Annotated in this window: 22 protein-coding genes, 1 pseudogene and 1 riboswitch; of the genes and pseudogenes, 8 read left to right on the top strand and 15 right to left on the bottom strand. The window is 39.6% G+C overall.

Going from position 1 to position 24,917, the window contains the following annotated elements; all coding sequences use genetic code 11:
* Positions 1–72: 72 nt before the first annotated feature.
* The 3 genes and pseudogenes from AC1M83_RS08460 to gacA all read right to left on the bottom strand — a co-directional run.
* Positions 73–282, bottom strand: a pseudogene (locus AC1M83_RS08460) (response regulator); the annotation flags it as partial.
* A gap of 98 nt (positions 283–380) precedes the next feature.
* Complete coding sequence (locus AC1M83_RS08455; RefSeq protein ID WP_481590444.1) at positions 381–1,952, bottom strand: sensor histidine kinase; 1,572 nt, start codon at positions 1,950–1,952, stop codon at positions 381–383.
* Positions 1,953–1,970: 18 nt separating this feature from the next.
* A complete protein-coding gene (gene gacA / locus AC1M83_RS08450) occupies positions 1,971–2,606 on the bottom strand; it encodes a response regulator transcription factor GacA (protein WP_092767334.1) in 636 nt (211 codons plus the stop codon).
* 217 nt (positions 2,607–2,823) lie between these two features.
* Here gacA and AC1M83_RS08445 point away from each other — a divergent pair, with 217 nt between their 5' ends.
* Positions 2,824–3,885 carry a serine hydrolase gene (locus AC1M83_RS08445; RefSeq protein ID WP_180028165.1) on the top strand — a complete coding sequence of 354 codons (1,062 nt, stop codon included), beginning with the start codon at positions 2,824–2,826 and terminating at the stop codon, positions 3,883–3,885.
* Between the two features lie 48 nt (positions 3,886–3,933).
* Here AC1M83_RS08445 and thrC read toward each other — a convergent pair whose 3' ends face one another.
* The 4 genes from thrC to xerD form a co-directional block, all read right to left on the bottom strand.
* Positions 3,934–5,073 carry a threonine synthase gene (gene thrC / locus AC1M83_RS08440; RefSeq protein WP_092767330.1) on the bottom strand — a complete coding sequence of 380 codons (1,140 nt, stop codon included), beginning with the start codon at positions 5,071–5,073 and terminating at the stop codon, positions 3,934–3,936.
* Positions 5,074–5,133: 60 nt separating this feature from the next.
* On the bottom strand, positions 5,134–6,438 hold the full coding sequence (locus AC1M83_RS08435) for a homoserine dehydrogenase (protein ID WP_481590443.1): 1,305 nt from the start codon (positions 6,436–6,438) through the stop codon (positions 5,134–5,136).
* A 124-nt stretch (positions 6,439–6,562) separates the two neighbouring features.
* The gene (locus tag AC1M83_RS08430; protein ID WP_481590442.1) at positions 6,563–7,378 is read right to left on the bottom strand and encodes a DsbC family protein; all 816 of its coding nucleotides are present in this window, start codon (positions 7,376–7,378) and stop codon (positions 6,563–6,565) included.
* A 109-nt stretch (positions 7,379–7,487) separates the two neighbouring features.
* Positions 7,488–8,405: a site-specific tyrosine recombinase XerD gene (gene xerD, locus AC1M83_RS08425; RefSeq protein ID WP_180028167.1), complete on the bottom strand. Its 918-nt coding sequence runs from the start codon at positions 8,403–8,405 to the stop codon at positions 7,488–7,490.
* A gap of 170 nt (positions 8,406–8,575) precedes the next feature.
* Here xerD and AC1M83_RS08420 point away from each other — a divergent pair, with 170 nt between their 5' ends.
* The 5 genes from AC1M83_RS08420 (at position 8,576) to ftsW (ending at position 13,666) form a co-directional block, all read left to right on the top strand.
* Positions 8,576–8,827 (top strand): FeoA family protein, encoded by a 252-nt coding sequence (locus AC1M83_RS08420; RefSeq protein WP_035264089.1) that lies wholly within the window; start codon positions 8,576–8,578, stop codon positions 8,825–8,827.
* Complete coding sequence (gene feoB, locus AC1M83_RS08415; RefSeq protein ID WP_481590441.1) at positions 8,824–10,680, top strand: ferrous iron transport protein B; 1,857 nt, start codon at positions 8,824–8,826, stop codon at positions 10,678–10,680. The genes AC1M83_RS08420 and feoB overlap by 4 nt, the downstream gene beginning before the upstream one ends.
* A 24-nt stretch (positions 10,681–10,704) precedes the next feature.
* Complete coding sequence (locus AC1M83_RS08410; RefSeq protein ID WP_035263913.1) at positions 10,705–10,953, top strand: DUF6587 family protein; 249 nt, start codon at positions 10,705–10,707, stop codon at positions 10,951–10,953.
* 150 nt (positions 10,954–11,103) lie between these two features.
* A complete protein-coding gene (murD, locus tag AC1M83_RS08405) occupies positions 11,104–12,459 on the top strand; it encodes a UDP-N-acetylmuramoyl-L-alanine--D-glutamate ligase (protein WP_481590440.1) in 1,356 nt (451 codons plus the stop codon).
* A gap of 10 nt (positions 12,460–12,469) precedes the next feature.
* Complete coding sequence (gene ftsW / locus AC1M83_RS08400; RefSeq protein WP_481590439.1) at positions 12,470–13,666, top strand: putative lipid II flippase FtsW; 1,197 nt, start codon at positions 12,470–12,472, stop codon at positions 13,664–13,666.
* 16 nt (positions 13,667–13,682) lie between these two features.
* Here ftsW and AC1M83_RS08395 read toward each other — a convergent pair whose 3' ends face one another.
* From AC1M83_RS08395 to AC1M83_RS08365, 7 genes are all read right to left on the bottom strand, one after another.
* Positions 13,683–13,937: a zinc-ribbon domain-containing protein gene (locus tag AC1M83_RS08395; protein WP_481589171.1), complete on the bottom strand. Its 255-nt coding sequence runs from the start codon at positions 13,935–13,937 to the stop codon at positions 13,683–13,685.
* 79 nt (positions 13,938–14,016) lie between these two features.
* On the bottom strand, positions 14,017–14,880 hold the full coding sequence (gene gluQRS / locus AC1M83_RS08390; protein WP_481590438.1) for a tRNA glutamyl-Q(34) synthetase GluQRS: 864 nt from the start codon (positions 14,878–14,880) through the stop codon (positions 14,017–14,019).
* A gap of 59 nt (positions 14,881–14,939) precedes the next feature.
* Positions 14,940–15,461, bottom strand: a complete 522-nt coding sequence (gene dksA / locus AC1M83_RS08385) for an RNA polymerase-binding protein DksA (RefSeq protein WP_035263919.1) — start codon at positions 15,459–15,461, stop codon at positions 14,940–14,942.
* 206 nt (positions 15,462–15,667) lie between these two features.
* Positions 15,668–16,474: a 3',5'-cyclic-AMP phosphodiesterase gene (gene cpdA, locus AC1M83_RS08380; RefSeq protein WP_481590437.1), complete on the bottom strand. Its 807-nt coding sequence runs from the start codon at positions 16,472–16,474 to the stop codon at positions 15,668–15,670.
* 3 nt (positions 16,475–16,477) lie between these two features.
* A complete protein-coding gene (locus AC1M83_RS08375; RefSeq protein ID WP_481590436.1) occupies positions 16,478–17,104 on the bottom strand; it encodes an NUDIX domain-containing protein in 627 nt (208 codons plus the stop codon).
* A gap of 73 nt (positions 17,105–17,177) precedes the next feature.
* On the bottom strand, positions 17,178–19,073 hold the full coding sequence (gene thiC, locus AC1M83_RS08370; RefSeq protein ID WP_092767314.1) for a phosphomethylpyrimidine synthase ThiC: 1,896 nt from the start codon (positions 19,071–19,073) through the stop codon (positions 17,178–17,180).
* An 87-nt stretch (positions 19,074–19,160) separates the two neighbouring features.
* Positions 19,161–19,280: riboswitch (TPP riboswitch) on the bottom strand.
* Positions 19,281–19,320: 40 nt separating this feature from the next.
* A complete protein-coding gene (locus tag AC1M83_RS08365) occupies positions 19,321–20,373 on the bottom strand; it encodes a hypothetical protein (RefSeq protein WP_481589166.1) in 1,053 nt (350 codons plus the stop codon).
* A gap of 279 nt (positions 20,374–20,652) precedes the next feature.
* Here AC1M83_RS08365 and abuO point away from each other — a divergent pair, with 279 nt between their 5' ends.
* Both abuO and phoU read left to right on the top strand, forming a co-directional pair.
* On the top strand, positions 20,653–21,993 hold the full coding sequence (gene abuO, locus AC1M83_RS08360) for a multidrug efflux outer membrane protein AbuO (RefSeq protein WP_481590435.1): 1,341 nt from the start codon (positions 20,653–20,655) through the stop codon (positions 21,991–21,993).
* Between the two features lie 96 nt (positions 21,994–22,089).
* Positions 22,090–22,815 (top strand): phosphate signaling complex protein PhoU, encoded by a 726-nt coding sequence (phoU, locus tag AC1M83_RS08355; RefSeq protein ID WP_035263928.1) that lies wholly within the window; start codon positions 22,090–22,092, stop codon positions 22,813–22,815.
* A 396-nt stretch (positions 22,816–23,211) separates the two neighbouring features.
* Here phoU and AC1M83_RS08350 read toward each other — a convergent pair whose 3' ends face one another.
* Complete coding sequence (locus AC1M83_RS08350; protein ID WP_092767310.1) at positions 23,212–24,729, bottom strand: acetyl-CoA hydrolase/transferase family protein; 1,518 nt, start codon at positions 24,727–24,729, stop codon at positions 23,212–23,214.
* Between the last annotated feature and the right edge of the window lie 188 nt (positions 24,730–24,917).

The following is a 24,917-nucleotide window of genomic DNA, read 5'->3' as shown; positions in this document are numbered from 1 at the left end:
TAATGCTTTCTTAAGCAATTGATGCAAATGTTGTTGATTAATGGGCTTACTGACGAAATCGAAAGCGCCTGCTTTTAAAGCGGAGATTGCCAACTCCATATTGGCATAGGCGGTCAGTACCGCGATGGGCGTCTTCGGATAGTGCTGGGTGACGTATTTAACTAAATCGATGCCATTGCCATCTGGTAAATTGAAATCGGTGATACACGCATCGTATTTATATTCGCTTAGAAAATGTAGCGCTTGTTTCAAATGATGTGCCATATGCGTTTTAATGCCCATCCGAGAAAGGGTCATTTGCATCAACATACATAAATCAGGTTCATCATCGACTAAAAGTACTAAAGGTTGTTGCTTTACCATAACCTGATCTTATCCATCTAAACGTCTGTCTTATGGCATGTAATACGAAAACATGCACCTTGCTGTTCTTGCTCGATATAACTCAATTTTGCTTGGTTAGCTTCACAAATACTTTGTGATAAATATAATCCTAAACCAGTTCCATTGGTTTCAGTACTAAAAAATGGTTGAAATAATTGAGATAAATCATGTTGTTGGATGCCTTTGCCAAAATCGATAACATCAATAAAAATTTGATTTTCTGAACAACTACTTCTGACAAAAATGTACTCTGCGGTCGGATCATTATGACGAATAGCATTGCGAATTAAATTAATCAGAACTTGTCGCAGTTGGATTTCATCAAAATAAACTTCAATATTGGCTTCAAGCTGTAATTGGATATGAGAACTGATATCTGCTAAATCTTGTTGAATAAGATCATGCATAAACTGCTCAAAATGAATCAGTACACCGGCAGTTTTTTTATTCTTTGCCATATCCAATGTGTCTTTGATGATTTTATCAATACGTTTTGCTTGCTTAGCAATCATTTGATTGAGCATACGTTTTTGTTCTTCATCCGTATCATCATTAAGTTCATTGGCTTGTACGATTGCTGCTAAAGGATTACGTATTTCATGTGCAATACTGGCTGATAATTGACCAAGAGAAGCTAATTTCATTTGTTGAACTTTCTGATTAAGTTTTTGCGCATCTTCCAAAATTAATAGCGTGAGCGCTTGTTGAGGCGTAACCAGTTTTTGAACACGAATATCAACTGTATAGGATGATTGATGAGATTCAAACTGAAAGCGCTCTCCATGAGCAACCAATGTGTTTTTTAGAATTTCATAGAGATCTGGTTGGAAGTTGGCAAGATTATATTGTTCATGAGCGTACAGGGGCGAAATACCAAGTAAGGAATATGCAGCAGGATTGCAGACGATAATTTTACAGTGATCATCTAAGACCAGATAACCGACTTCGATTTGCTCAAGAATATAGCGATTAATATTTTGTAGTTTAAAGAGTTCATTGGCTTGATGTGTATTGACGGATTCGAGTACTTGAAACCGTTGTATTGATACTTGACCAATGCCATGAACCACAAAAAATAAAAAAGCAAGAAAGGCACTGTCACCAATATTATTTAGACTTTCAATGGAGAATAAACTGCCAAAAAACTGTTGATATACGACCCCAATCACCGCGACTAATGTGATGAATAAGGCTTGGTTTTTACTGAGTAAAAAGTTTGCTGCAAAGACGGAAATGACAAACAATAACCCAATTGCGATATTGGGACCACCGAGTGCAAAAGTAAGGGTATTTAGAAAGAGCAGGTCAACTGCAAATAAGGTGATAATTTGTTTAGAAATAGCTTGTGGTAAGTATTTTAAAACGATCGTTTGTACGATGCTACTTGCAACATAAAGGAGTAAAGCGTAAAAATAGATTGATTCATATTGATAAAAATAACGTTCAGAATCAATCGTCAGTAGGAATATGAGTGTTAAGCTTAAGGCGATAATGACACGATAACTTGAATATAGTGTTCCAAGACGGTAGATCGTTTGATAAATAGAAATTGAAGCAGCAGACGTCATTGGAATACTCAGATCAAATTAAGGCTTAATCAAACCATAACGAATTGCCAAATGAGTCAGTTTGACATCACTATCGATTCCTAATTTTTCAAATATACGATAGCGATAAGTATTCACTGTTTTTACGCTAACAAAAAGTTTGTCTGAAATTTCTTGGGCACTAATACAATTCACAACCATCATCGCGACTTGCATTTCACGTTCAGAAAGTGCATCAAAAGGAGAGGTTTGTGTATCAGATAAATAAGAACTCGCAAGCTGTTCAGCAATATCTGCACTGAAGTATTTACCACCTTGCATGACTTTATTAATTGCACGCACCATTTCTGTGATCGGAGCTCCCTTCGTGATATAACCACGAGCCCCGGCTTTTAACAGTAGTGATGGATAGGGTTCTTCCGCTAGACCACTGACGGCGAGAACTTTGGTGTCAGGCGCTGTTTGTAATAAACGGCGAGTGGTTTCTACGCCACCGATACCAGGCATGTTCACATCGAGCAAGACGACATTAGGGTGGTGTTGACGAACAAGACTAATTGCTTCTTCACCGGACTCTGCTTGACCAATGACTTGAATATCTGCTTGATCTTCAAGCATACGACAAATACCTGTACGAACTAACTCATGGTCATCTACCACTAATACCGTGATCACAAACACCTCCTCTGAAATCTATTCTTACTTTTTTGTTACATGATGCAAAAATTGCTTGCATTGGACTAACAAAAATAGCAATGCTATTCCTAATCTTTACTAAAATACTGTGCATAATCACGTGGTTTAATATTAATCACGTTTGTACCTAAATGTAAGTCATATTTGAGGTGATTAGCAATGATGCAAAATGCCTCCGTAAGATGAGTAAGTTATCGTGAAAAAACAGAAATTAACGCTAATGCATGTGCTGACTACATCAGTACTACTCTCTATGAGCTCATTGAGCTTTGCAGAATTAATTAATCATGCTAATTCTGCACCGGGGCAGGCGAGTATCAGTTGGTCATCTGAAGATGCAAGCCAATTCTTAAATAATGATAGTGTCAAAGCTTCTACTTCCTCTTCAGAAGAGTATACACCTCAAGCAACGACCACGATTACAACAACAATTCGTAAATCTACAGGCCCTGCGACCTCAACATCACCAACTACGCAGATTCTTGATAACAGTCGCTATAGTAATCAACCTTCAGTGAACGCGCGTGCAGCGTTGGTCATGGATGCAAATACAGGTGAGGTCTTATTTAGTAAGAACACGAATACTGCTCTTCCGATAGCGTCTGTTACAAAGTTAATGACAGCTGTTGTGATCGCAGATGCACAATTAAATATGTCTGAAAATATTACGCTGCAAAGCATTGATTTTGCAGGTGCGGGTGGTAAAAACTCAAGCTCGACATTGCGTGTAGGTGACACAATGAATCGTGCTGAAGCCTTATTATTCGCTTTAATGAAATCTGAAAATCCTGCAGCTGCGGCTTTGGCTCGAACATATCCAGGAGGTCGTGCGGCTTTCGTCTCTGCTATGAATAATAAAGCACGTGCCTTAGGGATGCATTCATCTAAATTTACTGAGTCTACAGGTCTAGATCCTCGCAATGTTGCTTCTGCGCGGGACTTGGGTATCTTGGTGAGTACCGCATCACAGTACGGTCTTATTCGTCAATTTTCTACGACGCCAACTTATGATTTTAACCTCGGTTATCGTGTGTTGAAATCGAACAACACGAACTCTCTCGTTCGTAACGGTGGCTGGAATATTAACATTTCAAAGACGGGATTTATTAATGAGGCTGGGCGTTGTGTGGTGATGCATACGACTTTGAATAATCGTCCAGCTGTAGTTGTGCTTTTAGGAGCAAGCAATACTCAAGCTCGTAATGATGATGCTGTTCGCTTAATGCGTTGGACCAGTCAGTTACCACGTGCGATCTAGACCATAAATAAAAAACCCTGCATATGCAGGGTTTTTTATCATGCAATCTTACATATTAGACAAAATTGAATCGCGTACTTGATCCATCGTTGCATCTATTGAAAGCATGACTGCATCAGAACACTGTTTGATAGCAGTATCAGGATCTTTAAGACCATTACCTGTTACAGTACAAACAATGACTGAGCCTTCAGCAATTTTGCCCGCTTTAATATCGCGGATTGCACCACCAATCGAAGCTGCAGAAGCAGGCTCAACAAATACACCTTCATACATAGAAAGCAAACGTTGAGCTTCTAAGATTTCAGCATCTGTTAATTCATCAAACCAACCTTGAGAGTCACGTACTACCGCTTTCGCATGGTTCCAGCTTTGTGGGTTACCAATACGGATTGCAGTTGCAACAGTTTCAGGGTTTTGAACAGGTGCACCACGTAAGAATGGTGCTGCGCCAGAAGCTTGATAGCCAACCATCGTCGGTAAACCTTCAGGTTTAGGACCAGTGAACTGATCAGTTTCAGCATCATAAATTACTTGCTCAAATTGATCCGCAGGTTGATTTGCAACAGCTTCAGTATAACCCATCCAGTGTGCAGTGATGTTACCTGCGTTCCCTACTGGTAAGCAGTGATAGTCAGGTGCACGACCTAATTCATCAACGATTTCGTATGCAATCGTTTTTTGACCTTGCAAACGGTAAGGGTTGATTGAGTTTACGATAGTTACAGGTGCTTGGTCAGCAACTTCTTTAACAAGGCGCATACCGTCATCGAAGTTACCACGAATTTGCATTGTGATCGCACCATACATCATTGCTTGAGCCATTTTACCCATTGCAATTTTGCCTTCTGGAATTAAAACAAATGCTTTAATACCAGCGCGAGCAGCATAAGCGGCAGCGGCAGCAGAGGTATTACCTGTAGATGCACAGATAATCGCTTTAGAGCCTTCTTCAACAGCTTTAGTGACTGCCATGGTCATACCACGGTCTTTAAATGAACCAGTCGGGTTTAAGCCTTCGTACTTCACATAAATTTCAACATTTTTGCCAATTAAACGTGGAATATTCGCAAGCTTAATCAGTGGTGTATTACCTTCGCCTAGGGAGATTGCACGAGTAGTTGCAGACACTGGTAAACGGTCGCGATAACGGTCAACTAAACCAGTGTAACGATTGGCATTAGACATGATGATGTTCCAATTGTGTGTAGAGCTGGAGAGGGCAGCAGTACCCTCTACCCGAGATGATTAATTATCAAGCGATTCTAAACGAATTCGTACAATTTCGCCATGGATGACGGGTAATGCTTGAATTTGTGAAAGCGCTTCATCCATTTTTGATTCAACAATAGGATCTGTCAGAATCACGATAGGAATAAGGTCTTTTAAGCGAGGTTGCTGCATAATGGCATCAATACTGATTCCTGCACGACTCAAGATCGTAGTAACTTCAGCAAGTACGCCTGTTTGATCTTCAGCATTAATACGGATGTAGTAACCCGTTGTCATTTCTTCACGACTTAGAATTGGTAAGTCTGTGAGTGCTTCAAATGCTAATTGTGGAATAGTTCCAGCACCGTCTTCAGTATAAGAAATGTCACGAACGATATCGACAACGTCAGCGACTACGGCAGAAGCAGTTGGACCAGCACCAGCACCAGCACCATAATATAAAGTTGGGCCGACTGCGTTCGCTTGTACGAGAACAGCATTTTTAACGCCGTTTACATTTGCGATCAACTGGTCATCTGGAATGAGCGTTGGGTGAACACGTAGTTCAATGCCTTTTTCTGCACGACGTGCAATACCTAAATGCTTAATACGGAAGCCAAGATCTTCAGCATACTTCACATCTTGAGCAGTAACTTTACCAATTCCTTCAGTAAAAACTTTATCAAATTGAAGTGGAATACCAAATGCACAAGATGCAAGAATGGTTAACTTGTGAGCAGCATCAATCCCTTCTACATCAAAGGTTGGATCTGCTTCAGCATAGCCAAGTTCTTGCGCTTCTTTCAGAACGTCCGCAAAAGCACGTCCTTTTTCACGCATTTCACTTAGGATAAAGTTGCCTGTACCATTAATGATGCCTGCAAGCCATTCGATTTTATTGGCAGCTAAGCCTTCACGAATTACTTTGATAATTGGAATACCGCCAGCAACAGCTGCTTCATAGGCGATCTGCACAGCATTGTCTTCAGCAAGTTTAAATAACTCGTTACCATGTTCAGCTAAAAGCGCCTTATTGGCAGTGACAACTTGTTTGCCATGAACAATTGCTTCTTTGATGACTTCATAAGCAGGGTGAATACCGCCCATGACTTCAACAACAACATCAACATCAGGTTGACGAACGATATCAAGAAGGTCGGCACTTTGTTTAACTGAGTCTGAAAGATTTAAATCTGGGCGAGGGCGACGAGTACCCACATAAGTAATTTGAATTTCACGACCGGTGCGACGTCTAATTTCAGCAGCGTTTTCTTGTAATAGTTTAAGGGCACCACCACCTACGGTTCCAAGACCGAGTATTGCCAGACGAACTGGTTTCACGTCACACTCCAAAAAATATGTAAAATTTTATTGAACCTAGATCATAGCTAAAAAAAGAGGCAGACTCTAGGGTCAATCGAGTTAAATATTGATGTATAAAAAGCAGTAATTTATCTCATAAATATTAGTTATTTAAGCTACGTAGTATTTCATCTGCTGTCATGTATCCACCAAGATAAACACCTTCTGAGCTGTAAATTGCAGGCGTTCCATTTACACCTATTTTTAAGCCCATTTGGTATTGATCTTTAACAGGATTTTCACAGTTGGTATTGTTTAATTGTTGACCTGAAATAGCTTGATCAAATGCAGTTTTACGATCTTTACTACACCAGACACTTTCCATTGCTGGGAAATACTGTTCTCCACGTGGCCACGCGATATAACGAACTTCAATTCCTTTAGAATTGATTTCATCCATATGTTCATGCAATTTATGGCAGTAAGGGCAGCTGATATCTGTAAAAACGTAAACGATATGTTTGGTTTTAGATTTAGCTGGATAAATAATGAGATCTTCAGCTTTTAATTGGCTTAGTAATCCTTTACTCAATGCCGACTGGAAGGATTGTCCAATATCTTCAACTTTTTTATTACCTAAACGTAGTAAATCACCTTGGAAAATATATTGACCATCTGCAGTAGTGTATACCGCAGTCATACCCTCTAAATTGACCCAGTAAAGATTTGGTACTTCGGTTGGTTTAATGTCTATAATTTTGGCATTGATATTGGCAGTTTTAAAATTTTTCTCTAACTTTTGAATCAAGCGTTGTTGCGCATTTCGCTCAGTTAAATTTGATGCTTGGCCCGTTGCTGGTGCAGTTGCCGTTAAAGTCCCATCAGATTTTTGCGTGTCTTCAGATTTGGAGCATGCACTGATAAAAAGCGTCGTTGCAAGGGTAGAAGCGAATAAAATTTTCGAACGGGTAAATAACATAAACAACCCTTTTAAAGTTTTCAGCATTATTTTTACTGTGCTAAGCATAACAAAAAATATTCTCAAATCGTAAATTATAGCTTAGTGCTACAAAATTCAGATCGATGACTTAGCCACGGGGATGATGCTGAGCATGAAGTTGTTGCATGCGAATTTGTGCAACATGCGTATAAATTTGTGTTGTCGATAAATCACTATGCCCGAGGAGCATTTGTACCACTCGGAGATCTGCACCGTGATTGAGCAGGTGAGTTGCAAAAGCATGTCTTAATGTATGGGGGGATAGCTCTGTCGCTATACCTGCTTGGAGGGCATAACGTTTGATGGCATACCAAAAGTTTTGACGGCTCATAATCCCGCCATGTTGGGTCAGAAATAAGTAATCTGTAGCACTTTTATAGAGTTGGGGGCGAGCTTCTGCTAAATATTTTTCAATCCATTCCACAGCAATTTGCCCCAAAGGAACTAAACGTTCTTTATTTCCCTTGCCCAAGATTCGCAAAAAACCCTGATTGAGATTGATGTGATCTATTCTTAAATTAATCAGTTCGCTCACGCGTAAACCACAAGCATAAAGGACTTCAAACATCGTGCGATCACGCAAGCCTAACGCTGTGTTTGTATCTGGTGCTTGAATGAGTGATTCAACATCTTGCTCAGATAAATCTTTAGGTAACGCTCGTCCTAACTTGGGTGTTTTATGTGCGGCTATAGGATTATCTGTTCTTAAATTTTGCTCTCTTAAAAATTTATAGAAAGACCGAAGTGCCGATAAAGTGCGAGCAATTGATCGAGGACTTTTCCCTTGTTTGGTGAGCTCAATCAGTACATCTGAAATATCATCATGTGACCATAAGGTCATGGGGCTGATTAACAGAGTACTGCATTGGACTAAATCTGTGAGATAGGCATTTCGGGTGTGTGGGCTAACAGACTGAGCGATTAAATAATCTCGAAATCCGTGTAAGAACGAAAGTTGTTCTGGAATTTGAATGGGTGCAGGAACTCGAGGTTTCTTATTAATCATAGGGATATTCGATTGGGAAATTCGATTGATTTAATTGAGATTATCTAATGTAGTGTAATTTTCTATGCATGTCGATGTGTTATAAGAAGATGCGAATCATTCTTGATGAGAGTGCGGTAATAATTCTCATTTGTATGTATACTGTTCAAAATTTTTTAGGGTTAGGTACGGTGCGTTTATCTGATTTGAAAGTCAAACAATCTGCCATCATTACGCAAGTGCATCGCACTGTAGATGGTACTTCTACAGATATGGTGGCAAGTCGTTTAGAAACGCTAGGATTTGTTGCCGGAACTAAAGTACAAGTCATTACGAAAGGACTGTTTGGCGGTGATCCAATTCTCATTCAAGTGGGTTTTACTCGCTTTGCCTTAAGAAAAAATGAAGCACAAAAAATTGAAATAGAAGGAGTGTCGGCATGAGCGATGCGTTGCGTGTTGCCCTTGTTGGTAATCCTAACTGTGGTAAAACTTCATTATTCAATCATTTGACTGGAACACGCCAAAAAGTAGGTAACTATGCAGGTGTAACCGTTGAGCGAAAAATTGGTCACTTCACGCTAAACTCAGGTAAAGCGGTTCGTGTTTTAGACTTGCCAGGAACGTATAGTTTAGACGCAACTAGTCCAGATGAAGAAATCACCCGTGATGTTGTTTATGGGAAAATTGCGGAAGAAGGTCATCAAGATGCATTTTTATGCGTTGTTGATGCAACCAATCTGAAGTTGCACCTTGGTTTAGTTTTGGAGTTGATCCAATTGGGTCGTCCAATGCTACTCGTACTTAACATGATGGATGAAGCTCGTCGTCGTGGAATGCAAATAAACACCCAAAAGCTTTCTGAGCGCTTAGGCATTCCAGTTGTAGAAACGGTTGCTGTGCGTCGCTCAGGTATTGAAAACCTGATGAATGCGCTAGATCATGGCAAATATGCTGTTCCTCAAACTGAGCTGACAGGTTTGAAAGGATCTGATCACGACAAAGTTGAAGCGATTGTCAAAGATGCCGTTCAATTTGTTGAATTTGATGATAAACGTTCAGTTTTTCTCGATAAAATCTTTCTGCACCCAGTACTTGGTCTATTCAGTTTAGCGGTGATGATGTTCATCATTTTCCAAGCAGTTTTTGCTTGGGCGGCACCCTTCATGGATGGTATTGAGACGTTCTTTGGCTGGTTGGGTGAAGTCGTTGGTGAGAATATTGCACATCCATTACTCAATAGTTTAGTGGTTGATGGAATTATCGCGGGTGCAGGTGGTGTAGTTGTCTTTTTGCCTCAGATTCTCATCTTATTCTTCTTTATCTTGGTGCTTGAAGAATCAGGTTATTTACCCCGAGCGGCATTCTTACTTGATAAGTTGATGTATAAAGCAGGTCTTTCGGGACGTGCATTTATTCCATTACTGTCGAGTTTTGCGTGTGCAATTCCTGGAATCATGGCATCACGGACTATTAGTGATCCAAGAGACCGTTTGACCACGATCTTTGTTGCGCCATTGATGACTTGTTCAGCTCGTTTACCCGTCTATGCGTTGTTGATTGCAGCTTTTGTGCCTTCTCAAACGGTTTGGGGACTATTTAACCTTCAAGGTTTAGTGCTGTTCGGTCTATATATGGCAGGGATTGTGAGTGCACTGATCGTATCGTTTGTGTTGAAGTTTTTCCAAAAAGATAAATCTCAACATATGTTATTGATGGAACTTCCAAGCTATCGTTTTCCAGATTTGAAAAACGTGTGGATTGGCTTGCTTGATCGAGCAAAAATCTTTTTGAAGCGAGTCGGTGGAATCATCTTTGCGCTTTCTATTTTATTATGGTTCTTGTGCACATTCCCACAACCACCAGAGGGTGCAACATTACCTGCGATTGATTATTCATTTGCGGGGATGTTAGGTCATTTGATGCAACCAATCTTTGCGCCATTAGGCTTTAATTGGCAGATTTGTATTGCTTTAATTCCAGCCATGGCTGCGCGTGAAGTTGTCGTTGCTGCTTTAGGCACGGTGTATGCTTTGTCTACTGTTGATGAGGATGCGATGTCGGAAGGCTTGGCATCACTGATTAGTAGTGGTGGGGATTTGGGCTGGTCTTTAGCAACAGGATTATCACTTTTGGTCTGGTTCATTTATGCACCACATTGTTTGGCGACATTAGCGACAGTGAGACGCGAAACAGGTTCTTGGAAGACAGTTGGCTTTATGACGGTCTATTTATTTGGTTTAGCGTACTTTATGTCGTTCTTGACCTATCAAGTCGCGACCAGCGTGTTAGCTTAAATCTGAAGAGTTGAGGAGACTGAGATGATTGAAATTCTAATTATTACGGCATTGGTCCTTTGGAGTGCATTGGTCGTATTCAAAAAGGTTTTTCCACAGACGTCAAATTCAGTCTTTATGAAACTGTCAGATGCTACGGAAAGAAAAGGGTGGAAGGCACTATCAAAGTGGCTTAAACCCAAAATGACTGCTGGATGTGGCGGAAATTGCGCTTGTCCTGTTTCAGACAAGGAAACACCCAAGTTAAACCCTCAAGCTGTGAAATGGAAGTAGTTTACTTCAATAAAAAAACCGCCTAAATTGGCGGTTTTTTTACGCATGGACACAAAATAATGTCAAGATTATGAAATCAAAAAAAGCATTCAAAGCAGCAAAGTGCTAACATTTCGGCAGTTTCTAATTAGACTAAAATATGGGGCAGAAATGTTAATACAGCGTGGTGGATTAAAAGTTGTCGCAGGACTCGGAATTTCGGGTGTTGCTGCGGTAAATTTTCTACATGAAAAAGGCTATCACGTTGCAGTAACAGATTCGAGGACCTCTCCACCTGGACATGATCAAATTCCACCTGAAGTCCAAACTAGCTTTGGGAAATTTGACGAAGAAATGTTGTTGTCTGCTGAGGAAATTATTATCAGTCCAGGGCTTGATCTTAAACTGCCAGTGATTCAAACAGCACTTGCACAAGGCATTCCTGTTGTCAGTGAAATTCAAATTTTACGACGTGCGACTGAAAAGCCTATTGTTGCAATAACAGGTTCTAATGCAAAAAGTACAGTGACCACCTTGATCGGCTTAATGGCGAAATATGCAGGCAAAAAAGTCGCTGTAGGGGGGAATTTAGGACGTCCAGCCTTAGATTTAACCAAAGATGATCCAGAGCTATATATCTTAGAACTATCCAGTTTCCAATTAGAAACTACATCGAACTTAAATGCTGAAGTTGCTGTCGTCTTAAATATGAGCGAAGACCATCTCGATCGTCATGGCGATATGATGGGATATCACACTGCCAAACATCGTATTTTTCAAGGTGTCAAGAAAGTGGTCTTCAATCGGGATGACTCTTTGACACGTCCTTTAGTACCTGATGCAACGCCAATGCAGAGTTTTGGGCTCAATGCACCAGATATGAATCAGTATGGTGTACTCAGAGATACTGATGGCACGATGTGGTTAGCAAGGGGGCGTGAACGTTTATTGAAAAGTTCTGAGATGTATATTCAAGGGACACACAATGTCGCAAATGCACTTGCGTGTTTAGCTTTAGGTGAAGCGATAGGTCTACCATTAGAGGTCATGCTGGAAACTTTGAAAACCTTCAAGGGGTTGGAACATCGCTGCGAATTTGTCAAAGAAGTGCAAGGTGTTCGTTATTATAACGACTCAAAAGGTACAAATATTGGGGCAACCTTAGCAGCATTAGACGGCTTAGGTGTGGCGATCGCAGTACAGAAAGCTAAAGTTGCCATCATTTTAGGTGGTCAAGGTAAAGGGCAAGATTTTACTGCTTTAAGAAAATCATTAACGGAATTTGCAAAACTCGCGGTACTCATTGGTGAAGATGCGCCAGTGATTGAACAAGCAATTCAAGGCACAACCACAATTCTTCACGCTACATCATTAGAAGAAGCAGTAAAATTATGTCAAGCAAATACACAGCAACATGATGTGGTATTGCTTTCGCCGGCATGTGCAAGTTTTGATATGTTTACTGGCTATCCACAACGCGGACATCAATTTGTTGCTTGTGTGAATGCGCTGCACGAAGAACAATAAGGACGAAGATATGGCTGAGTCAGCTCAGACAACGATTGATAAAGTGAATAAAATTTACCAACGTTGGGTACCACGTATTCCAAGTGAAATTACATCAAGGAATGTTCTAATTTTTTGTGTGATTGCACTGCTCTGTATTGGAACGGTGATGGTTGGTTCAGCTTCTATGCCTTACGCAGAAAGATTGCATGAAAATCCATTCCACTATGTCATCCGCCATGCCATATCCATCGTGGTTGCGTTTGTCGCAGCAATTTTGGTTTATCGTGTTTCGTTAAATACCTGGTTTAAGAACACATTTCCGTTATGGATGATGACTATGGCATTGCTTGTCGCGGTGTTATTAGTCGGTTCGGAAGTGAACGGTTCGACGCGTTGGATTCGAATCGCAGGATTTACCTTCCAGCCTACTGAAGCTGCGAAAGTGATGATGGCTATTTTTACTGCAGATTATGTTGTCCGTCGGGCAGAAGAAGTGCGGAATAATGTGAAAGGGCTGGCACGATTAGCAACAGTAATGCTATGTACAGTTGGTTTGATTATTGCTGAACCTGACTTAGGTGCAACGGTAGTGGTTGCCTTAACGATGTTAGGGGTGTTCTTTCTTGCAGGTGCGCCACTAATCCAGTTTGGTATTGCATTGGGTGCCATTATCATGGCATTTGTAGTGCTGGTTGTGTTCGAGCCTTATCGTTTCGAGCGTTTAATGTCTTTTACCAATCCATGGGCAGATCCTTTAGGTTCTGGTTATCAGCTTTCAAATGCGCTTATGGCCTTTGGACGTGGTGAATGGTTAGGGGTAGGCTTAGGCCATAGTATTCAAAAAATGTCTTATCTCCCTGAGGCGCATACGGACTTTATGTTGGCTATTTTGGCAGAAGAGTTCGGTTTCATGGGTATTACGGTTGTTCTCGCACTGTCATTTCTTATGGTGGGTGCGTGTATTCGAATTGGGCATCGTGCCATTCAGCATCAATTTTTGAGAGCGGGTTATTTGGCTTACGGGATTAGCATTATTTTTGTTCTGCAAATTATGGTAAATGCTGGCATGAATATGGGGCTGCTCCCAACAAAAGGTTTAACTTTACCATTTATTAGTTATGGTGGTTCATCTCTGATTATGTGTGCTGTCATGGTCAGTTTAATGCTGAAAATTGAAGCAACAACCCAAGAAAAGAATCAGGCTAAGGAAGTATCTAGCTTTTAAAATACACGATTGTATCTTAAGCATTCAAATCTGATGATGGTGGAGTACTATTTTGCTGCAACACCATTGTTGGCATATGTGTGCCACAGTTTAAACAGGTGACTTGACCAGATTTGGGTTTTGATAGTGGAATCAATGGAATAAAAAATAAAGAAAAATAATTGCGTTGTTGTTTAATTTCATAATTGCTATGTGTACGACAGACTGGGCATAGAAATTGCCCCTTTTCCGTTTTGATGGTTTTAGGTCCTACCCCAAAAATAAAAAACATAATGAACTCCTGATTAATCTAGCTAAATGGAATTCAAAAACATTTTCAGCTGAATAACAAGCATGATTCTGTATGGACACTATTCAAAAACATCTTGTATTGTGGTGCCAACTGGAATTTTCTTACGATCCCATTGTTGAATTGCCTGTAGAAGCATGCGATTTGGTTGATCTAGATCAACTGGATCTTGTCCTAATGCATGAATAGCTTTGTTCAAGAGTTGGGGGGCTTGGGTGAGATCAAGTGCTACAGCTAAATTTTGCTTAGAAAGCTTTGTACCATCTTTATTCATTGCTAGGGGCAAATGCATATACTGAAGTTCAGGGTAGCCCAATAATCGCCCTAACCAAATTTGTCGTTCAGTGTTATCCAGCAAATCAGCACCACGCACAACATGAGTCATTCCTTGTAGATAATCATCCACAACCACGGCGAGCTGATAATTAATAATACCGTCGCGACGTTTAAGAACAAAATCTCCTAATTCATTGGTCAAATTAGAGCAATGCTGACCTTGTAAAAGATCCTCAAAACAAATCAACTCGTTTGATGTTTTAACCCGAATGGCTTGTTGATCGTGTGGTAGTTTTAAATCGCGGCAAGTACCGCTATAGATATGATTAGAGCCTAAGATTTTTCGTGTACATTGGCAGGCATAGGTGAGGTCACGTTGCTGAAGATCGTTTAAGACAGATTCATAGATGTTTAAACGGTCTTTTTGAAAGATAATTTCGTCATCAAACTCGAAACCGAAAGCTTCAATACATGACAAGATATGTTCTTCACTACCAGGATATATGCGAGGGATGTCTGTATCTTCAATTCGTACAACCCATTTGCCTGCATGAGATCTTGCTTCACAATAGCTTGCAACAGCTGTAATTAGTGATCCAAAATGAAGAGGGCCGGTTGGCGATGGCGCAAACCGGCCCACATAAGCCATCCTGTTGTCCCCCTCCTTTATCAAAGGAGGGGTTAGGGAAGGATTATTAAATAACATGATTAACCGTTATTTTGTTTCTCTTTAATTTCAGCTAAAGTTTTGCAATCAATGCAAAGCGTCGCTGTTGGACGAGCCTCTAAACGACGTAAGCCAATTTCGATCCCACAGGTTTCACAGAAACCATAGTCATCATTTTTGATTGCTTCGATAGATTGTTCAATTTTGCGAATTAACTTGCGTTCACGGTCACGAGTACGAAGCTCAATCGCAAACTCTTCTTCTTGCGTTGCACGGTCATTTACATCAGGCAATGCAGTATTTTCATCTTGCATTGTATTTAATGTTCGATCCACTTCTGACATTAACTCGTCTTTCCATGCCAATAAAATTTGACGGAAATGCTCAAGTTGACCTTCAGACATGTATTCTTCATTTTTTTTCGGCTGATAAGGCTCGATGCCAAATAGACTCGCTGTAGTACCGCCTTCGGAAGTCTTTGGCTTGGTCTTACGCACGCGTTTTACTTTTTCAGCAACTACGTTGTTTTCTTCCAAGACTTGATTTTGGTTGTCATTCGCCATAAAGGGCATTCCTCATCATATGCGTGTTTGCGTACGCAAAAAATATGGTGATATGCAAGTGTTTTTATCGCTTCCGATAGATTGTTGCTATCGGGGGCGTCATCATATAGATTTTTTATCAAAGATGAAAGCTATGAATATCTGTTTTGGACTGTTCAGATTCCATTCGGACAGATAACTTAATCCAAAACACTTTAAAAGAAAAGCTAATAACCTGAAATTTCTTTATTAATATTTTGCGCGAAATTTTGTAGGCGATGAACACGTGTTTCAAAGCTACCGTCAGTTTTCAGTAGTAGGCTGCGATAGCCTGGTGCAAGGTCATCAAAGGCAAAATCTTCAGTCTTTGGTTTAAACTGAACGGAGGTGGAGGGCGTTGATAAAAATTGAATATTTTTCCAAACATTCAACGAATCTTGGTGCACATGTCCAAAGATCACTGCTTGAATGTGTTGATACTCTGCCATGATCTGGGTCAATTGATCTGAATTTTTTAAGATGTGTCGATCAATCCACTTGGACTTCATTTCAAGTGGGTGATGATGACACGCCAAAATGACAGGGTGCTGCTGTGTTTCCTGAAGAATCATTGATAAATGATTCAATTGTTCTGCTTTAATCCAACCATCTACTTTGTGGGGCACAGCACTATTTAATAGGACGATTTTCCACGTTTCGAAAGTTAACACGGCCGGTATAGGATCAGGCGCTGCAAAAGGAAAATATTCGGCATCATCATGATTCCCTGGAATTTGATAAAACGGAATATTCAAATTTTTCATGAAACTCAAATATCGCTGATAAGTTGCCTCATGTGGTACCTGTGCCAAGTCACCTGTATGAATAATCGCATCAATGTCTTGATAGCGATTTAAAATATCATTGATCACTGCATGAAAACTTTGTTCAGGATTTATCTGAACAAACGGCGTGTCAGGATGATCCATGAGATGGGTATCGGTAATTTGGATAATGAGCTGATCATTTTTATTCTGTTTGATTAAAGGCGTCATAAATTACCTCAGCGCTATAGAGGTAGTGGCAATGTGCTGTTTGAGCCATTGCAGAGCCATGATGACAGGTGCATTACACAATCGTTTGGATGCCAATAATGGTTCAAGATCTGAATAAGCTAAGATATGCAGTTGGATATTCTCACCTTCATCTGGCATACCATGAATACCGCCTTGCTCAGGAAGATCTGCTTCTGCAACATACAAATGAAAAACTTCATCGCACGCACCAGCAGAAGGGTAGAAGGTAAATAAGTGTTCCAGATTACGAATTTCACAACCAGATTCTTCTAAACTCTCACGCTGAATGCATGTTTCAGGTGATTCATCGCCATCTAATACGCCTGCAATGATTTCTAGTTGCCATGGGGAGATAGGATCATCGATTGCACCAATTCGGAATTGTTCAATCAGTGCAAAGCGCTTGAGCGCATCATTGTAGATGAGTACACCAGCAGCTTCTTTACGATGCACTAATTCACGATGAATTGTTGGGGTATAAGTATTCTCACCAAATAAACGATGTGTGATGCTCAATTTCTCTATACGAATGAATCCTTGATAAAGGGATTCGCGAGAATGGACCTTAAAATCTTTATTATTGTAAGTAGCTTTTTCAAGAATTTTCATTCGTATACGTTAGGACAAAAATTTATTTCATCCTAACTGAGATTGCATTAAAGAAAAACAGGTTTTTTAATTTTTACAGCTTCTGATACAACTTTTGTCCTTGCTTATGATACTCATTTTTCATCGCGTTGAGACCTGATTCAATCTCTTGATTTAACTTGAGATCTAGATTATCAGACTGCTGATTTTGAGCGTATTCACGCACATTTTGGGTAATCTTCATTGAGCAAAATTTAGGTCCACACATCGAACAGAAATGCGCTGATTTATGTGCCTCTTTAGGCATGGTTTCATCATGCATACTACGTGCTGTATCAGGATCTAAACTTAAGTTAAATTGATCTTCCCAACGAAACTCAAAACGTGCTTTTGAAAGTGCATTATCACGGACTTGAGCACCTGGATGTCCTTTGGCGAGGTCTGCAGCATGTGCTGCAATTTTATAGGTGATAATGCCATCTTTGACGTCTTTTTTATTGGGTAGACCTAAATGCTCTTTAGGTGTTACGTAACAAAGCATCGCTGTTCCATACCAACCGATCATGGCTGCACCAATTGCTGAAGTAATATGATCATAACCAGGTGCAATATCTGTTGTTAATGGTCCTAATGTATAAAAAGGTGCTTCTTTACAAACCTCAAGTTGTAAATCCATATTTTCTTTAATCATATGCATAGGAACATGACCAGGACCTTCAATCATGACTTGCACATCATGTTCCCAAGCTCGATGGGTTAATTCTCCTAATGTACGCAGTTCGGAAAATTGGGCTTCGTCATTGGCATCTTGAATGCACCCAGGGCGTAAACCATCACCTAAGCTGAATGAGACATCATAGGCTTTCATGATCTCGCAGATTTCATCAAAATGGGTGTATAAGAAATTTTCTTTATGATGTGCAAGACACCACTGTGCCATGATTGAACCACCGCGTGAAACGATGCCCGTTAAGCGATTGGCTGTGAGAGGAACATAGCGCAATAAAACACCAGCATGAATCGTGAAGTAATCAACCCCTTGCTCAGCTTGTTCGATTAAAGTGTCTTTAAAAATTTCCCATGTAAGATCTTCTGCTATTCCATCCACCTTTTCTAATGCTTGATAAATCGGAACAGTTCCAATAGGTACAGGGGAGTTACGAATAATCCACTCGCGTGTTTCATGAATATTTTTACCCGTAGATAAATCCATGATGGTGTCAGCACCCCAACGTGTTGCCCATGTCATTTTTGCCACTTCTTCATCAATGGATGAACCCAGTGCTGAGTTGCCAATATTGGCATTAATTTTCACTAGGAAATTGCGTCCGATAATCATCGGTTCGAGTTCAGGGTGATTGATATTGGCAGGAATAATGGCACGACCTGCTGCGACTTCTTGACGTACAAATTCTGGTGTAATTTCTAATAAGTTTTTTGCACCAAAGTTTTGCCCAACATGTTGGCGAGTATCCACACCTTCACGTTGTTTTTGATTCTCTCGAATCGCAATGTATTCCATTTCAGGCGTGATAATACCCTGCTTAGCATAATGCATTTGCGTAACGTTATGTCCTGGTTTAGCTCGACGAGGTTTCTGGATATGTGCGAAACGAATGCCAGCTGTACGAATATCTTGAAGACGTTCTCGCCCAAATTTTGAGCTTAATGTCGCGAGTTGTTCTGTATCTGCGCGCTCTTCAATCCATGTATCTCTGAGGTTTGGTAGGCCTCGATTTAAATCAATTTGAATCTCAGGGTCGGTATAAACACCTGAAGTGTCATACACCAAAATGGCAGCATTATACTCACCGCCTAAGCCCGTTGGTGTATCGGAGAGTGCAATTTCACGCATGGGTACGCGAATATCTGGACGAGAACCTTGAACATAGACTTTTTTTGACGCTGGTAAAATGCGGGTGAGATCTTGAGCATCTTGCTCATGTTGAGCAGAGAGATCTGTATTTGAAAGATTCGTTAATTGGTTCATTGCAATGATCCTTATGAATGACATCAACGAATCAAGCACGACCAAAAACGGTGGCGGAATTATCCTGAATGAATAACCTAGAACAAAGTTTTTAGATGGCTTGATTCCTACGCAGGTATTAACCTGATCAGGTTCAACGGTACTCACCATCAAAACAATGTTTTAGGTGATCTCAGCGAGTTATTACTCGCGCTCCGTCAAGCGATGCCAAAATATTAACATATAAAGTCAGATTAAAGTCATCAGACTATGATGCATAACAAATTGCGTCTTTAAAGCAATTACGACGATTTTCAAGATCAACAGTTTTTAAGTTTAAATAGTGACTTAGCTGTATAAGAACTTGCGGATTTTGATCAGTCTGATTTGAAGTTAATTTACTTTTTTGTTGTGAATCCAGTTCGATAAATTTTAAGAAAAGTCTCGCTTGATCTGCTAAACGACTATTTTTCATATTTGCGAGTTGTTCGATTTCAGCTAAAGCATCGGGTGCAATTTCAACACGTCCTTCAAAATCATGAGAAACAGGATCATGTTTGAGACCTTTAAATAATAGATTTGAATAAAAATGATAAAGGTACTCTGCATCTAAACGGAAACTGCTTTGAGGGTATTTTTTTAGATAATTTTCCCAATACTGGGCACGTCTAGAAATCTCTTGTGCTTCAAGATGAAAATGAGGATCTTCAAATTGTGCTTGCTGATTTTGTTCAGCAAGTTCTTGCATAAATGCTTGTTCTGCCTCAGGGAAATAGGGGGCAAATACTCGTGCTAAATAATATGGGTTTCTTTGATAGGTTGCTTGGTGGTTAATATCGACGAGATCAATATACGCTTGACCCTTATGCCGAAGTAAATATTGATCTCGTGGATGTAATTTTTCAATTTGTGATTGTTGAATCGTCGGAAATTGCGACTGGTCATGAGCATATAAATCAAAAGCTTTCTGCTGTTCAGGTGATCGATCTAAACTTAAGAAATTTCTATACATGATGTCTGCCAAACCAATCAATTCTTTCTGTTCCTGAAATGGCATTAAGGGAAGACAAAGTCGAATATCTTGATTGATTTGCTCAATGGCGAATGTAGTCCGTTGAGCAGTTATCCCGAGCATTTCTTTTTTGAGTTTTTGACAAATGAGGTTGAGATCAGGTGTGGTGTTCTGGTTTTGGGTTGGGTTTGGAGATTCAGTAGGTATTTCTTCGGAAATCGGTTTTTGACACGCAGTTAAGCCAAGACTTACGACTATAAGAGTCAATAATTGACGAATAGGCTTAAACGTGTGCAAAAATGACTTCATTGAGATATCAAAATACAGTTAAAGTGTGAAATGAGGCGCAAATAGATTTTCACTTATTTTAAAACCGTACAGTGAAATTTATTGTAGTTGCTTCGCAATCAAGCGTTAAAATAATGTATGAAAAACATACATCAATGCACATAATTCAAAATAATTCTCCGGATTAAATGAAAAAATAATAAAATTGATACGTAAAAAGTTCGATTAAAGATTATATTTGCAACATCCTATTCTAATTACTTGTTATTCAAATGCTTAAGGTACTGTGAAGTCATTATCATGAAAAAAACTCTACTTGCAGTCAGTTTAATTGCGCTTAGCCCGATGAGCTTTGCATTGAACCTCGTTGAAGCCTATGAGCGAGCAAAGCAAACCGATCCAAATTGGCAAGCCAACGTTTTGCAGTATGAGGCTGATCAGTTAAATATAGGTTTAGCAAAAGGTAATTTGCTGCCGACAGTAACCGTTTCAGGAAATGTGACGCGTAAAAACCAAGATGTAAATCGTTCAAGTACAGAATCGAATCCTTTTTTTAATAGTTCTGACCTGTTGGCATCGACATCGACCACTCGTCAAATTGCGATTACTGCACGACAACCCATTTTCAGAATGGATGCTTGGCAGGGATATAAACAGGTAAAAACCTCAGTTCAACTGAGTGAAGTCACTTTAAAACAGCAACAGCAACAACATATATTAAATGTCTCTGAAGCTTATTTTAATGTACTACGTCAACAGGCTTTAACGCTCACTAACGCTCAAGAAGAAAAAGCATTATTCGAGCAGCTCAATATGATGAATGCCAAACTCAAAGAAGGTTTGGTTGCTGAAAGTGATGTCAGCGAAGCGAATGCACAATATCAAAATGCGCGAGCAAATCGAATTGCGACAGGTGTTCAATTAATCTTGGCACAAGAGCAACTTGCTCAGTTGATTGGACCTTACCAAGAAAAGCTCGCTGTTTTAAGTGATGATTTCGAGTATCAAAAGCCTGTACCGAATATCATGAGTGAATGGACTAAATTAGCTCAAGAACAGAATCTTGAAATTCTACAAGCGCGTTTGCAACGTCAATATGCCAATGATCAGCGACGTGTAGAGCAAGCGGCGCTTTATCCTCAAGTCGAAGCCGTAGCCACTTATGGATATAGTGAACAATCACCACAAACAGCTATATCGAGTGATGGACAGTTCGATCAGGTGGGTGTAGAAATGAACTGGAATGCCTATACCGGTGGACGAACTAAAATTAATATTGATAAAGCGACAAAAAATGTTGAAAAGTCGGAACGCCAATTAGAAGCTGCGATACGTAAAGCAACCACAGATGCTAAAAAATCTTACCTACAAATTGATATGGATAGTGCTACATTGCAAGCGCGCAAAGCTGCCATGGATTCTTCAGCATTAGTCGCGAAAGCATCCCAAGCTCAGTATGATGAAGGGCTTAAAAGTATGGTTGATGTGTTGCTTGCGCAAAGAAATGCTTTTGCAACGCGATTAGATTTTGTGAATGCTCAATATGATTATGTGTTGAATGTGTTGAGGTTGAAGGCTTCTGTGGGACAATTGAATGAAAATGAGCTTCGTCAAATGAATGCATGGTTAGTTGAAAAATAGAATAAATTGATTGTTTTGTCATCAAATATTCACAATTGATATGCTTTAATATGGCAAAAATTTCAATCCATTCACGCTGTGTGGAGTAATAAGACTTTGAGCTCTAATAATCCTGTACTTAGCCACCATATTTCTTCTCAATTTAACGAAGATTTGCAAGATGTCCATACCAAATTTATGGCGATGGGTGGTTTGGTTGAGCAACAAGTTGCTAATGCCATTCATGCTCTTTTAGATACAAATGTGAATTTAGCTGTAGATGTCCAATTTCAGGATAATACGGTAAATCGCTATGAGCGTGAAATTGATGAAGGTTTGACTTTGATTTTAGTGCGTCGCCATCCTGCTGCAAGTGATCTGCGTATGGTGATTGCAATGAGCAAGGCCAATACCGATTTAGAACGTATTGGTGATGAAGCAGCTAAAATTGCACGTATAGCCCAAAATCTATGTGAAGAAGGTGAATCACCTCGTGGTTATATGGAAACACGTCATATCGGTAATCAAGTGCGAGTAATGATTCATGATGCATTGGATGCATTTGCACGTGTTGATGCAGAGCAAGCACTTAAAGTATTGTTGGCTGACGCAGATATCGATCGTGAATATCAATCTGCTACACGTACATTAATGACCTACATGATTGAGGATCCTCGTCATATTTCTCGTGTTCTGAATGTCATGTGGGTGCTGCGTTCTTTGGAGCGTATTGGTGACCATGCGCGAAATATTTCTGAACAAGTGATTTATATGGCTAAAGGCTATGACGTACGACACACCAGTGTGGAAGAGATTGAAGAAAAAGTTCAAGGTAATCATTAAAATAGAATTCATATAATACACAAGAACCTCGAATATCGAGGTTTTTTTATGTGATAATAAACTTGATTTTTGTAAAAGATATAGACAAAAAAATTCCTAGATTTTGGGGGAAATCTAGGAAGGAAAACTGATGAAACAGTACGCTGTTATTATTATTTGTTCACTCATAATCTTGCTATGAAATAATAATATTTAAATTATGTGTAAAGTTCAGCTATAAAAGTGTGGTTTTGTGTAATTTAATATTAATAAAATGTAAACTAGTTCACATTTAAGTATCTTATTCAATCCTGCCTATTTTATTGATTTATGTCAATTATCATGATGATTTAAAAGTATTTTAGAATCATTGAAATAAAAAAAGCCCTGATATTCAGGGCTTTTTTAAAGTCGTACTTATGCAGATTTTGCTTCAGCAGGTGCAGATAACATATGACCTGTTTCTTCAAAATTAGAATGCCAAGAAAGCGCTTCTGTAAGTAGGTGAGGGGTTTGTCCACCTTTAGCACATGCACGATCGAAATAGTCGTTTAATGCATCTTTATACAATGGGTGAACACAGTTATCGATGATTGCACGTGCACGTTCACGCGGTGCAAGACCACGTAAATCAGCAAGACCTTGTTCAGTAACAAGAACGTCTACGTCATGACCTGTGTGATCTACGTGAGATGCCATCGGCACTACAGATGAAATGTCACCGCCTTTAGCGATTGATTTAGTCACGAAAATTGCGATATGCGCATTACGTGCGAAGTCACCTGAACCACCAATACCATTCATCATTTTTGAACCACATACGTGCGTAGAGTTCACATTGCCGTAGATGTCAAATTCAAGCGCAGTATTGATCCCGATAATCCCTAAACGGCGTACCAATTCTGGGTGGTTTGAAATTTCTTGAGGGCGTAATACAAGTTTGTCTTTGTATTGCTCAAGATTATTGAATACTTTTTCACCATAACGTGCAGAAAGTGTAATTGATGAGCCAGAAGCGAATTTCATTTTACCAGCATCAATTAATTCAAAAGTACAGTCTTGAAGTACTTCTGAGTACATGATGAGATCTTCAAAATTCGATTCTTTAAGACCCGTTAATACCGCATTGGCAATTGAACCAATACCTGCTTGTAATGGACCTAAATTTTTAGGAAGACGTTCTTCAGCAACTTCTTTTTCAAAGAATTCGATTAAGTGGTTTGCAATTGCTTGAGTCTCATCATCTGGTGCAGTCACTGTTGATGGAGAATCATGGAATTCGCTGTTAAATACGATGCCAACAATTTTAGCAGGATCGATATTAATTGCATGTGTACCAATACGCTCATCGACTTGAGTGAGTGGAATCGGCTGACGTGTCGGACGATAAGATGGGATATAAATATCGTGCAAGCCTTCGAATGCTGGGCTTAAATTTGTGTTAATTTCAACAATTACTTTTTCTGCAAAGATTGCAAAGCTTGCTGAGTTACCTACTGAAGTTGTTGGAATGATGCCACCATCTTCAGTAATTGCTACAGCTTCGATTACAGCAATATCAGGCTTTTTCAATTGTTTATTACGCATTTGTTCAACAGTTTCTGACAAATGCTGATCAATAAACATTACTTCGCCTTTATTGATCGCCTTACGCAAAGTATTATCGACTTGGAAAGGTAGACGACGAGCCAATACGCCAGCTTCAGTTAACTGTTTATCTAAGTCATTACCCAAAGACGCACCAGTGATTAAAGTGATCTTTAAAGGGTTTGTATGAGCGCGTTTTACCAATGCCAATGGAACTGCTTTAGCTTCACCAGCACGCGTGAAACCACTCATACCTACGGTCATGCCATCTTCAATAAACGTTGAAGCTTGTTCAGCTGAAATGACTTTTTCATGAAGTGACTCTAAACGAATGCGATCTAAAGACATGGTTTACTCTTCTCTTGATATTCTGGATCTGGCACCGATTGTACCGATCAAGCGAGCCATTTTGCATACCTGTTAGGCTAAGGTCTAATTTTTTCAAAAAATGCGGATATAAAGATATATTATGGTTTGTAAGATATTGTTTTTTATTTTTAATTTTCATTGTGGTGAATAATTAAACCAATTCAACC

The organism is Acinetobacter sp. 25-47-130 (assembly GCF_056779705.1).
The sequence above is the reverse complement of the archived record's forward strand: the minus strand, read 5'-3'. Positions and strand labels throughout refer to the sequence as shown.